General features: G+C 71.8%; 13 protein-coding genes. 7 read left to right on the top strand and 6 right to left on the bottom strand.

The annotated features are described in order from the left end of the window. The first annotated feature begins 14 nt into the window (after positions 1-14). Positions 15-2,291 carry an RTX toxin gene (locus D7V80_RS26070; protein WP_120590736.1) on the top strand — a complete coding sequence of 759 codons (2,277 nt, stop codon included), beginning with the start codon at positions 15-17 and terminating at the stop codon, positions 2,289-2,291. Positions 2,292-2,414: 123 nt separating this feature from the next. Then, a complete protein-coding gene (locus D7V80_RS26075) occupies positions 2,415-2,795 on the top strand; it encodes a hypothetical protein (protein WP_120590737.1) in 381 nt (126 codons plus the stop codon). Positions 2,796-2,873: 78 nt separating this feature from the next. On the opposite strand, the gene D7V80_RS26080 is transcribed toward D7V80_RS26075, so the two are convergent. Then, positions 2,874-3,296, bottom strand: coding sequence for an STAS/SEC14 domain-containing protein (locus tag D7V80_RS26080; RefSeq protein ID WP_120590738.1), 423 nt, complete (start codon positions 3,294-3,296; stop codon positions 2,874-2,876). A gap of 159 nt (positions 3,297-3,455) precedes the next feature. On the opposite strand from D7V80_RS26080, the gene D7V80_RS26085 reads away from it, so the two are divergent. Continuing rightward, complete coding sequence (locus tag D7V80_RS26085; RefSeq protein WP_120559418.1) at positions 3,456-4,139, top strand: hypothetical protein; 684 nt, start codon at positions 3,456-3,458, stop codon at positions 4,137-4,139. A gap of 16 nt (positions 4,140-4,155) precedes the next feature. Here the strand turns inward: D7V80_RS26085 and D7V80_RS26090 are convergent, their stop codons facing one another. Continuing rightward, positions 4,156-4,578, bottom strand: a complete 423-nt coding sequence (locus tag D7V80_RS26090; RefSeq protein WP_120590739.1) for an STAS/SEC14 domain-containing protein — start codon at positions 4,576-4,578, stop codon at positions 4,156-4,158. 367 nt (positions 4,579-4,945) lie between these two features. Between D7V80_RS26090 and D7V80_RS26095 the strand changes: the two genes are divergently transcribed. From D7V80_RS26095 to D7V80_RS26105, 3 genes are all read left to right on the top strand, one after another. Beyond that, positions 4,946-5,899, top strand: a complete 954-nt coding sequence (locus D7V80_RS26095; RefSeq protein WP_120590745.1) for an ArsA-related P-loop ATPase — start codon at positions 4,946-4,948, stop codon at positions 5,897-5,899. Further along, on the top strand, positions 5,896-7,005 hold the full coding sequence (locus D7V80_RS26100; RefSeq protein ID WP_120590740.1) for an ArsA-related P-loop ATPase: 1,110 nt from the start codon (positions 5,896-5,898) through the stop codon (positions 7,003-7,005). Before D7V80_RS26095 ends, D7V80_RS26100 begins: the two co-directional genes overlap by 4 nt. A 125-nt stretch (positions 7,006-7,130) precedes the next feature. Continuing rightward, complete coding sequence (locus D7V80_RS26105) at positions 7,131-8,192, top strand: CBS domain-containing protein (protein ID WP_199738858.1); 1,062 nt, start codon at positions 7,131-7,133, stop codon at positions 8,190-8,192. A 57-nt stretch (positions 8,193-8,249) separates the two neighbouring features. On the opposite strand, the gene D7V80_RS26110 is transcribed toward D7V80_RS26105, so the two are convergent. The 4 genes from D7V80_RS26110 to D7V80_RS26125 all read right to left on the bottom strand — a co-directional run bounded on the left by D7V80_RS26110 (position 8,250) and on the right by D7V80_RS26125 (position 11,121). After that, on the bottom strand, positions 8,250-9,059 hold the full coding sequence (locus tag D7V80_RS26110) for a Rieske (2Fe-2S) protein (RefSeq protein ID WP_120590741.1): 810 nt from the start codon (positions 9,057-9,059) through the stop codon (positions 8,250-8,252). Continuing rightward, positions 9,056-9,628: a YceI family protein gene (locus tag D7V80_RS26115; protein WP_120590747.1), complete on the bottom strand. Its 573-nt coding sequence runs from the start codon at positions 9,626-9,628 to the stop codon at positions 9,056-9,058. Before D7V80_RS26115 ends, D7V80_RS26110 begins: the two co-directional genes overlap by 4 nt. Positions 9,629-9,707: 79 nt before the next feature. Further along, positions 9,708-10,511 carry a hypothetical protein gene (locus D7V80_RS26120; protein WP_120590742.1) on the bottom strand — a complete coding sequence of 268 codons (804 nt, stop codon included), beginning with the start codon at positions 10,509-10,511 and terminating at the stop codon, positions 9,708-9,710. Positions 10,512-10,695: 184 nt separating this feature from the next. Continuing rightward, positions 10,696-11,121, bottom strand: coding sequence for a nuclear transport factor 2 family protein (locus tag D7V80_RS26125; protein WP_120590743.1), 426 nt, complete (start codon positions 11,119-11,121; stop codon positions 10,696-10,698). Positions 11,122-11,286: 165 nt separating this feature from the next. Between D7V80_RS26125 and D7V80_RS26130 the strand changes: the two genes are divergently transcribed. Continuing rightward, the coding region (locus D7V80_RS26130; RefSeq protein ID WP_147447218.1) for a hypothetical protein at positions 11,287-11,749 on the top strand (463 nt) is incomplete at its 3' end.

Below are 11,749 nucleotides of genomic sequence, written 5' to 3' on the forward strand. Positions count from 1 at the left end.
TTCCCGTGTGAGCCATGACGAAGCCCGCCGCCCTCGCGCTCCTGCTGTTGTGCACCGCCGCCGCGTGCACCGCTCCGTCCTCCACGGGTGACACACCTCCGGGCTCCACGTCCGCCGTGACGTTCAACATCACGGCGGATGCGGTTGGCTCCCAATCCCAGACCCGGCGCGCGCTGGGCTTCTCCTTCGCGGACGTGGCGCGCATCCGCATCGACGTGGAGGACGCGGCCAGCCACAGCGCGCTGTTCTCCAACTTCGACCTGGTGCCCTCCCCCTCCGGGTGGTCCGGCACCATGCCGTCCCTGCCTCGCCATCAATCCCTCACCTTCATCGCGCGGGCGTACAACGGCAACAGCACGCTCCTCTTCCAGGGCAGCACCACCCAGACGCTCATCGCGGACCGCGAGTCCGTGGCCATCACGCTGGCGCCCACCAACGACGGCGCGCCCATCACCCTGCCACGCATCCCCCGCATCCAGCTCCCCGGTGAGCTCGTCTTCGGCCAGCCCGCCACCGTCACCTTCTTCGTCGAGGCCACCTCCGGCGAGTCCCTCACCTTCGCCCTCACCGCCGCGAACAACGGCGGCACCTTCGTGCCCGCCAGCGGTACGTTCACGCTCATCGGGACCTCCGGCGCCTTCGTCGCCCGCTACCTGCCTCCCTTCGGCATTCCCAGCCCCACCGACTACACGCACTCGCTCACCGTCACGAACCCGGCGGGGCACTCGGTCAGCACCACGTTCGTGACGCGCGTCCTTCCCGCGGATCAATCCACGGACTCGCTGGGCACCACCGTGCGCATCCTCTTCGCGCCCGTCATCCAGGGCCTGGCCGCGTCCCGTCTCGCGGGCACCTCCGACGTCGCGTGGTCCGCCGCCGTGTCGGATGATCAGCCCGCCCGCACGCTCGACTACGCGTGGAGCTTCGTCCCGGACGCGCCCGTGACGCCCGCTCCGGACTTCACCACGCAGGCCAACCCCACCGTCCTCCAGCACTACGCGCCCGCGCTCCAGGGCCGGCTGTCCCTCCAGGTCACCGACGCCGCCGGGGCCCGCACCACCGCCACCTACCGCCTGGGCGCGCAGCAGTTCCCCGATGCCCCCGTGCAGACCGGCGGCCCCACCGACGTCGCCCAGCTCCGCGCCGGGGACAGCCACACCTGCGCGCTCCTCAACGACGGCTCCGTGCGCTGCTTCGGCAGCGGCGCGCAGGGCCGGCTCGGCTACACCGGCACCGCCAACGTCGGCGACGACGAGACGCCCGCGTCGAAGGGCCCCGTGCCCCTCGCTCCCGGTGAGAAGGCCGTGCAGCTGGCCACCGGCCTGGGCCACACCTGCGCCCTGCTCTCCACCGGGCGCGTGCGTTGCTGGGGCGCCAATGCCTCCGGACAGCTCGGCCTGGGCCACACGCGCACCATCGGCGATGACGAACCCATCGCCAGCGTGGGCACCGTGGACCTGGGCGGCGCACGCGCGCTGCGCATCACCGCGGGCGACCGCCACACCTGCGCGCTGCTCACCTCCGGCCACGTGCGCTGCTGGGGCGACAACACCCACGGCCAGCTGGGCCTGGGCCACACCGACACCCTGGGCGACAACGAGCCTCCGCCCACCACCGACGTCCCTGTCGGCGCGCCCGTACAGGACCTGGTCGCGGGCGGCGACCACACCTGCGCCCTGCTCTTCTCCGGCCGTCCGCGCTGCTGGGGCGCCAACGCCTACGGACAACTGGGTTACAACCGTGACGACGATGTCGGTGACACCGAGTTGCCGTCGTCAGCGGGTGACGTGGACGTGGGCGGCACCGCCGTACAGCTGGCCCTGGGCAGCCAGCACACCTGCGCCCTGCTGGACACCGGAGCCCTGCGCTGCTGGGGCGCCAACGCCTACGGGCAGGTGGGCAATGGCAACCCTGACTACGCCACGCCCCTCACCTCCGTGGCACCCGGCGCGGGCCTTCGCGCCGTCCAGGTCGCCGCCGGGGCCCAGCACACCTGCGCCCTGCTCGAGTCCGGCCAGCTCCAGTGCTGGGGCAACGGCGCCCGGGGCCGGCTGGGCTACGCCAACACCCGATCCCTCTCCGCACCCAGCTCCGCCTTCATCGACGTGGGCGGCGCTCCCGCCACCTCCGTCACCACGGGCGGCCAGCACACGTGCGCCGTGCTCTCCTCGGGTCGTGCGCTGTGCTGGGGCTTCAACACCTCCGGACAGCTCGGCCAGGGCCACGTGCGCACCATCGGCGATGACGAGGCACCCGCGCTCGCCGGGGGCATCCTCCTCGTGTCGCCCTGACACCGCGCACAGGAGGGCCCTGATGCTCGGCCGCCTGCCCTCCAGGCCCGAGCGGGTGCTTCCGGAGCGGGTTGCCGGCCACAGGGGGTGATGAAGAACCTCCTTCGACGGAGGGAACCCTTCATGGCCGACAACGACAAGCGTCCCGCACCCACGCAGCCCGCCGAGGACTTCTACGGGCGTCCGACCACGCCACGGCAAGACGGCGAACCTCGGCGCTCCGGCGCCGAAGAGGAAGGCGACGAGCGCAAGCCCCGCCGTGAGCTGACGGAGGCCGACGAGAAGGGCGTCCGCCCGCGCGCCGGGGAGGACGCGGACGACGGCGACCTGCGCCTCCGTGATGCCAGCGGCCTGCATCCGTATGACCCTCGCGAGCGCGCCCCGGGGTCATCGCTCGACGACATGCCGGACGGCGACGGCCCTCGCAGCGACGCGGGCACCAACCCGGTGTCCGACGTGTACCGCTACGGCCACCCGGACCGCATGCCCGACCGCGAGCGCTGAAGCGCCCTGAAAACACCGAGGGCCAGGAGCCGGGCTTTCCGCCCCGTCCTGGCCCTTTGTCACGTCCGGAGACGGGCTTCAGCCCACGCGGCGCGGGGCGTGATCCAACCGGTGCGCGTCCACCCACGCATCCGCCTGCGCCATCGTGTCCACGAAGACCGTGTCGAAGCTGGCCGCATGGCCCGTGAGCAGCATGGCCACGGACATGGCCTTGCCCACCACGCGCTGTGACAGGTCGGAGCCCACGTACACCACCGAGCGCATCCACTCCGCGCGCACGTTGTTGGCCAGGTACTTGCGCGACTCGGCCGGCAGCTCCGACCCCGGCACCTCCGCCACCAGGTAGAACGGCCCCTTCGCCGCCATCTCTTCGTAGACGCGCAGCGCCCACTTCGCGTCCTGCAATCCCACGACGCCCGTGTACTTCGTGTGCAACACGTCTGGCGCCGTCATGCGGATCCGGTGCGCGCCACACGTCCACTCGCGAATCTGATGCTCCATGCGGTCCTCCCCCCAGCTGCTGGAAGGAACCCTACGCCGAACCCCGCCTGTCCAGGGAAGCGCCCCTGCCCTTTCGTACAAGCTCCGGCTGTCCATTGGATGTCAGACCCCCTCTGTACTGTGTACCCATTCCGACAGCCTTTCAGAGGGGGAAACACCATGACGGAAACCCGTGAACTGCCGCGAGTCTCGGTGAACAAGCTGGGCGAGTACCTGGTCGCCACGCCCGCCCGCCGCAAGCGCATCATCCACGACCAGAAGCACCCGCCGGATGCCCAGTACCTGCGCTATCCGGAGGCGTCCCAGGCCATCACGGACTTCCTCTGCCGGGGCCTGGACCTGAACGTGCTGCGGGAGTCCCAGCGCCGGTTCGCCTGCGCGGTGCCGCAGACGGAGTTCGAGGCGCAGCGCATGCAGCTGTGTTCGGAGGCGCTGGAGCGCTTCGCGGACCTGGTGCCCTGGTTGGATCTGGACGACGCCATCATCAGCGCGGTGGGCGCGGAGCCGCCCGTGCTGGAGATGGCCGGCGTCACCATCAGCGTGCGCCCGGAGGTGGTGGTGCAGCGGCTGGACAAGCAGGGCAACCCGCGCGTGGGGTTGATGAAGCTCTACTTCTCCAAGACGCACCCGCTGGACGAGCGCAGCGGCCAGTACATTGGCACGCTCCTGCAGCGCTTCGCGGAACAGCACCTGTGCCGGCTGGGCCCGGCGGACCACCGGCTGATGACCGTGGTGGACGTGTTCGCGGGCTCGCTGTTCGTCGCGCCGCGCGCGCACATCCGCCGGCTGGGCGACGTGGTGCTCGCGTGCGAGGAGATCGCCGAGCGCTGGGCCGTCCACTGACGGACGGCCGGCGCGTTCAGCGCGGCGCCGATTGCTGACGGCGCCGGTGGGACTCCAGCCACGCCCGGGCCCGGGCCTCCGAGTCCACGAACTCCGCCTCCACCCTCGTGCCGCTGGTGAAGTTGACGACCGCCACGAGCGCGCGCAGCACCTCGCGATGCGTGCGCTTGGCGCCGAAGAAGCAGACCGCGCGGAACCACGTGGGGCTCAGGTGTTTGGCCAGGTACTTGCGCGGCGCGACCGACAGGCCCTCGGAGGTGCTCAGGTCCGCGACGAGGTACAGGGGCTTGTCCGGGCCCGCCTCCAGCTCGTGGAACAGGTCCACCAGCTCCCGCACGTCCGACTCTGAAAACGCTCCCCGGACCTTGATCCAGAGGATGTCGGAGTCCTCCAGCGAGACACGCTGTGTCCCGAAGACCCACTCCCGCAGCACCGCCATGCCCTCTCCCACGCAGAGGGCCGCAGGGTACCCAAAACCCAGGGCCCGTCACCAGTCCGTGACCCCTTCTTTCCGAGGGAATCCGCCCGCACAACCCTCCGGGTCGCCGCGTCCGCGCACGCCACGTGTCCTTCCGAGCCGGGTCATTTCTCGCACGTCGCGTCATGGTGTTGGGGTGTGGCCGTTGTGTCACGCCCGGGTCAGCGCGGTGCAGGGCCCCGCGGAGCGCGAGCAGAAAGCCGCTATGCTCGTGGAGCGGGCGGCCAGACGGACGGCCGGCCCTGGGCGCATCTCCGGCCGGTTGTCGGAACGCGCTTCCTTGCTCACCGTGAAGGGTCGCGCCGCTGGCGCGGGGGATGGGAGCGTGGTGCTGGAGTCCTTGTGGAGCAGACGCGCCGTGCTCGTGTCGGGCAAGGGCGGCGTGGGCAAGACGACGCTCTCCGCCGCGCTGGCGGTGGCGGCGGCGCGCGCGGGCCGGCCGGTGCTGCTGGCGGAGCTGTCCCCGGACGAGGGCGGCCCGTCCACGCTCTCGGGGCTGGTGGGCGTGAAGGAGGCCGGGCCGCGCGTGGTGCCGGCGGGGCCGAACCTGTCCTTCGTGCGCCTGTCCGCGCAGGAGGGGCACCGGCTGTTCCTGGAGGAGACGCTGCCCGTGAAGTGGCTGGCGGAGGCCGCGCTGCGCTCGCGGGCGCTGCGGCGCTTCCTGGAGGCGGGCCCCGCGCTCAAGGAGATGGGGTTGATGTTCCAGCTCCTGGCTCTCCTGCGCCTCACGCACCCGGATGGCCGCAGGGTGCACCCGCTCACGGTGGTGGACCTGCCCGCCACGGGCCACGCGCTGGCGCTGGCCACGCTGCCCCGGAGCATCCTGTCGCTGATGCCGGGCGGGCCCGTGGGGCGCGCGGTGCGTGAGGGGCTGGACCTGCTCCAGGACCCCGCGCGCACGGGCGTGGTGGTCACCACTCTGCCGGAGCCCCTGCCGGTGAGCGAGACGCTGGCGCTGGTGAGCGAGCTGAAGGACGTGGGCCTGCCCCTGTCCGCCGCGGTGCTCAACCGCATGCCGGAGGACCCCTTCACGCCGGAGTCGCGCGCGGCGCTGGAGCGGCTGTTGGAGACGCACGGGCCGCACCGGGGGCAGCGGGCGCTGGAGCGGCTGGAGCGCGCGCGGCTGGCCCGGGAGCGGCTGGCGGCGGGCGTGGGGGTGCCCCACTGGGGCCTGCCGGAGCTGGCGCTGACGGGCATGGCGCTGGTGGAGCGGCTGGCGGAGCTCCTGGAGTCTTCACTCGAAGGAGCCGCGTCCCGCGGCGGCCGGGAGGCCACGCCATGAACCTGGACGGCATGCTGCGCGACAAGCGGATCCTCGTGCTGTGCGGCGCGGGCGGCGTGGGCAAGACGACGACGGCGGCGGCGCTGGGCGTGGCCGCGGCGCGCTCGGGGCGCAAGGTGCTGGTGCTCACCATCGACCCGGCGCGGCGGCTGGCGGAGGCCATGGGGCTGAAGGAGAACGGCGCGGAGCCCACCACCGTGCCTCCGGAGCGCCTGTACGCGGACGGTCCGCGCGGCGAGGGCCGGCTGGACGTGTGGATGCTGGAGCCGCGCATCGTCTTCGAGCGCATGGTGCGCCGGATGTCCGCCACGGAGAGCGCCGCGCGCACCATCCTGGAGCACCGCCTGTACCGCTTCCTGTCGGAGCTGGTCGCGGGCGTGCAGGAGTACGCCGCCGCGGAGGCGCTGGACAGCTTCATCGCGGAGGGCCACTACGACCTCATCGTCCTGGACACCCCGCCCAGCCGCCACGCGCTGGACTTCCTGGACGCGCCGGGCCGGCTGTCGCGCTTCCTGGACGAGCGGATCATCTCCCTCTTCGGCCCCGACTCGGGCCGCACGGGCCGGCTGTGGCAGGGCGCGCAGGCGCTGGTGGGCAAGGTGCTGGACGGCATCTTCGGCGGCGGCTTCGCGCAGGAGATGCGCTCCTTCGTCGCCGCCTTCGGAGGCCTGTTCGCCGGCATCCGCCTGCACGCGGACCGGCTGCGCGAACACCTGTCGTCGAAGGACGCGGCGTTCCTGCTCGTCACGTCGCCCGAGGCCGCCGCGCTGCGCGAGGCCACGTTCTTCCAGGAGGCGCTCCAGGCCAAGGGGCTGCCCTTCGCGGGCTACGTGCTCAACCGCAGCTGGGCGCGGGATGACGGCCTGGCCCCGGCCGCCGCGCTGAAGCCGCACGCGAACAACGCCGCGGACACGGACGCCGTCAGCGCGCTGGAGCACCTGGCGGGCGTGGAGGACGCGCGCGCGACGGCGCACCGCTCGCTGCTGGCGAGGCTGGCGGAAGGGCTGCCCCGGGGCGCGCTGGCCATCGCCGCGCCGGACGCGGGCGCGGACCTGGAGGACTTCCGGGGGCTGGTGCACCTGGGAGACGCGCTCACCGTCGTCTGACGGCCCGCCCGGGTTGTCTTCCGCGCCAGGGCGGACGGGCAAGCGGCGCCGCACCTGGCCGGCTGGAGCTTTGCGCGTCCGGGCCCGCTTCCCATGTTCGCAAGTCGAGGAGGCTTGCGACGCACATGGGCACCAAGGACTACAGCAACGGAAACGGCAGGCATGACCTGGGGCGCGCGGACATCTCCACGCCTCCCACCGACGCGATGGCCACGCACCGCTCGCCGGACGTGGCGCCGCCGGGCTCGCGCGAGCGCTCGGAGTCCGACGTGAGCGGCTGGAGCCCCGGGCGCGACGAGCTGCCCGCCGACCGCCAGGGGCGCTTCCACCGCGCCGCCGCGTGGCGCCTGGGCCGCGTGCGCACGGACGTGGACGACACCGGCATGTGGCGCAAGGACCGCGAGGGCGAGCGCGATGGCGGCACCACCGGCCCCTACGGCCGCGACGACCGGGACGTGCGCTACGCCAACGGCGCGGGCCCCCGGCGCACCCAGGGCGAGGACACCGTCCAGGAGATGCCCCCCGAGCGCGCCGACTACCGCGAGTGGGACCGCAGCGGCTACGGCGGCGAGGAGCCCCTGTTGCGCGACCGCCCGCGCCGCGCGTCACCGGCGCCGCGCGAGGCCCCGAACCTGCGCGAACGGCTGGCCCCCAGGCGGGAGGAGACCTTCCCCCTGGACCCGAGGCTCCGGGCCTCCCGGGACGCGTCCGACGCTTCGCGCCGCCGCTGGAGGCGCGAGCCGCTCACCGCGCGCGACATCATGACCCGCCAGGTGCGCACCGCCCGCCGCGACAGCACCCTGCGCGAGGTGGCGCAGCTGATGCGGGACGAGGACTGCGGCGTGGTCCCCATCGTGGACGCGGAGGGGCGGCTGTTGGGCCTGGTCACGGACCGCGACCTGGCGCTGCGCGCCTTCGCGGGCCAACGCGCCGTGGACGGCCTGCGCGCCTCGGACGTGATGACGGAGGAGCTGGAGGCGGTGCTGCCAGAGGAGTACCTGCACGGCGTCATCGAGCTGATGGGCCGCCGTCAGGTGCGCCGCATCCCCGTGGTGGAGCCCGACGACCGGCTCGTGGGCATCATCGCGCTGGGGGACATCGCCAGCCGCGCGGATCAGGACGAGGAGCTGCAGGAGGCGCTGGAGCGCATCTCGTCCCGGCGCTCGTTCTGGAGCCGGCTGCGCTGATCAGGGCCCGAGGAGACGGGAGGCTCGAGAAGCCTCCCGTCGTCCTGGCCTCGGTGATCAGGCGATGGAGACGACCACGCCGGACGCGTCCGCCGTCACGGGGAACGTCTTCAGGTTCACCGTCGCCGGGCCTCCCGGCGAGACGACGCCCGTCTTGGTGAACGTGGACGCGTGGCACGGGCAGAGCAGCTCGTTGATGCTCGGCTCGAAGCCCACCTCACAGCCCTGGTGCGTGCAGATGGAGTCCACCGCGGAGTAGGAGCCGTCCTCCAGCTTGAAGACGAAGATGGTCTTGCCGTAGCCGGTGGGGTTGCCGCTCACCATGCCGCCCGTGTTCTGCAGGTCGGGGAACTCCGCGAAGGTGAGCGTCAGCGTCCCGTTGATCACCGACGGGAAGTTGTCGCTGCCGGCCTTGAGGTTGATGCTCAGCACCTGCGTGCCCGCGTTGTACGTGGCCACGTACGTCTTGAGCGCCACCGTGGCGGGCTTCTGCGTCGCCTCACCCGTCGAGACATTGAACTTCGACAGGTGGCAGGGGCACACGGCCTCCGTCCCATCGAAGCCCATGGGGCAGCCCACGTGGGTGCACGTGGCGGACAGCACCGCGTAGGTGTCCGCGGACGGGTGCACCACCAGCAGGTTCTCCTGCCCGGATTCCTTCGGGAAGCGCAGCGTCACCGAGCCGCCCGCGCGGGACAGGTCCGGGTAGCGCGGCACCACCAGCGACACGATGCCGTCCCCGCCGGGCGCGGGCACGTCCAGCACCGGCGAGGGGTCGATGTTGGGCGCGCACGCGGGCGGAATGCCCGCGACGACCACGCCCGTGCCCAGCAGCTTCTTGAAGAAGTCCCGACGCGACGAGCTCACGTGCCCTCCGTGAAGACGAGGTGCGGCTCCAGCACCAGCTCGTCTTCCACCTTCACGAGCAGCAGCGTGGGCCGTTCGATGTTGTAGCCCTCCAGGCTGATCTTGAAGGACCCGTCCGCCGTCACCTGCTTCTCGGAGTCGAACTTCACCGTCATGGGGATCTCCACGTCCTTCGTCACGCCGTGGAAGGTGAGCTTGCCCTTGAGGGTCACCGGCACGCTGCCCGGGAAGGTGGCGGGCGGCTTCACGCCGGTGCCCACGGCCTTCACCTCCACCAGCGGGAACTTGGCGGCCTCCGTCACCTCCAGCATGTGCGTGTCGCGGTTGGAGTTCTGCGAGTCGAAGTCCTTCACCTGCGCGCGCACGGCCACCTGCAGGGTGCCGTCCGGCTTCAGCACGGCCTTGCCCTCGCTGGGGGCGGCCTTGCCGGACACGGTGTGCATCTTGTGGATGAGCTTGTAGGTGAGAGAGCTGGCCTCCTTCTTCACCGAGTACATCTTCGCGTTCTGCGCGGCGGCGGGCAGCGCGAACAGCAAGGCAGCGGAAAGAACGAGTCGTCGAGCAATCACGGCGTCCTCCAGAGGGGGATACGTCTTGTCTCCGGACAACGGCCGGCGCGCGGAGACATTCACGACAGGGGGGATGGGGTCAGAAAGTGAGCGTGACGATGCCCGCGGCGACGCAGCCCAACGTGGCATAGCCCACCACCTGGTGCGCGGTGGCGTACTTCGGCTCCGTGATCTCGCCGTAGCTGTGGGTGGCCAGGATGCCCAGCACCGCCTGGGCAATCATCCCGGCGGTCGCCAGGCCCATGAAGATCTTGTGGAACGTCACCGTGTCCCACTGGAACGGGCGCTCCACCGGATCCGGCGCCAGGATGCCCAGCGTGCCCACGGTGGCGAACAGCAGCGACGTGCCGATGATGACGCCCCGGTGCCAGGCGAGCAGCGAGCGATTATCCCCGCCGCCGTCGGTGAATGAACGGCTGAACTGAATCTGCCCCAGCACGGTGGCAGCGGTGAGGCCGCCCGCCATGGCCAGCCCCAGGCCCTGGTGCAGCTTGAGCATGGTGCGGCGCGTCTCCAGGTCCTTCTGCAGGTCCGGATCCAGCAGGCCCGCGGACGCCTCCGCCTCCGGGGTGAGCAGGTCGAAGTCCAGGCTGGGCTCGGAGGACGGCGTGGCGCTGGAGTCCTGCGGCGCGGCGGTGCCCGTCGAACCGGACTCCGGCGTGGCGGACACAGGCGGCGTGACGTCCGGCGTCACCGGCGCCGCGGGGGTCGCGGGCGCGGCCTCCTGCGGAGGGGGCGGCACCGGCGTGGCGGGCTTACGCTTCGAGGGTTTCCGCTTCGCCGCCGCGACCATCACGGGGGCGTCTGGCGCGAGGGCCGCGCCAGCGGGGGAGGCCACCAGGAGCATGACGGCCAGGAGGGGAGAAATGACGCGAGTCATCATGGAGTGCCCGGGGGACGACGCGGCCCGTCGAAAAAGGGGGGGCCATGTCTTTCCAGGCTACTCCGGCTCGCGGTTCGGGTGCACGGAAGTGCACACAGGGTCCGGGTGTACCTTGCGATGCCGGCATGTCCCCGGGCGGCCACAGCCATAAGAACCCCAGGGACCGCCGGAGGTCGCGTCCGTGTCAGGCCGGTGTCGTCGAGGGCACCTCCGAGCGGGGCCCGGTACCGTGCGCGAGCTCCTGGCCCAGGGCGTGCGGGTCGAAGTAGGCGAAGAAGCGGCGGACGCGATCTCCGTCCCACTCGATGATGGAGACGCCCTCGTAGGCGATGGCGGCCCCGTTGCGCGCGGTGCCCTGCGTCTCCCATTCGAGCGCCACGCGGTCGCCGGACTCAATCATGTTGCGGAAGGTGGACTTCACCTGGCCGAGGGTGCCCTTGTACTCGGTCCAGAAGCGGCGGGCGCCGTCGAGGCCGGAGAAGACGTTGGGTGAAGCGACGTTGCTCACCTGCGCATCGTCGGTGAAGAGGGCGACGATCGGCTCGATGTCGCCGTGCTCCTCCAGTTTCAACAGTGCGTCCACGAACCGCTGCGCTCGTTCCATCGGCATCGGGTGTCCTCGCTCGTCGCGAAAGAGAAGTCAGGGGTGTGCCCGGGAAGGGTGCGCATGCGAGGGGGAGGTGGCCTGCCGCTGACGGCCGCTCCCTCGTCCTCCGGACGGAGGCTCCACCCCCTTGCTCCCGGGTGGCCCGGTGATGGAAGACAGAGCCCCGTCATGTCCCACGAGCCGCCATCCACCGCCCCCAAGAAGCAGTCCTGGCAGGAGGCCGAGGCGGCCCTGCTGGCCCTGGTTCCTCCCGTGGCGGTGGGGGGCGAAGAGGAGGAAGCGGCCAACGCCCCGGCATCCCAGGCGGTGGAGCACTCGCCGCCCGGCTGGGGCACCACGGTCTTCGTCGCGCTGTGCGCGCTGTACCAGCTGCGCCGGGTGATGCCGCTGGCGAACGTGACGCCGTGGGACTTCGAGGCGCTGTTCTCCAAGGGCTATGGCACCGTGGCGTTCCTGGTGCTGTTCCCCTCGCTGGTGTCGCTGTGGGGCATCGCGAGGAGGAACCCCGAGCGGCGGACCCGCGGGTCGCTGTGGCTCATGCTCCAGGCGGTGGTCTGGGCGTTGATGGCCGTGGTGGCCCTGTTCAAGGGAGAGTTCGTCACGGCGCTCCTGATGCCGTGGCACCTGGCGC

Origin of the sequence: Corallococcus sp. CA054B, from assembly GCF_003611625.1 — a bacterium.
Taxonomy (GTDB): Bacteria; Myxococcota; Myxococcia; order Myxococcales; family Myxococcaceae; genus Corallococcus; species Corallococcus coralloides.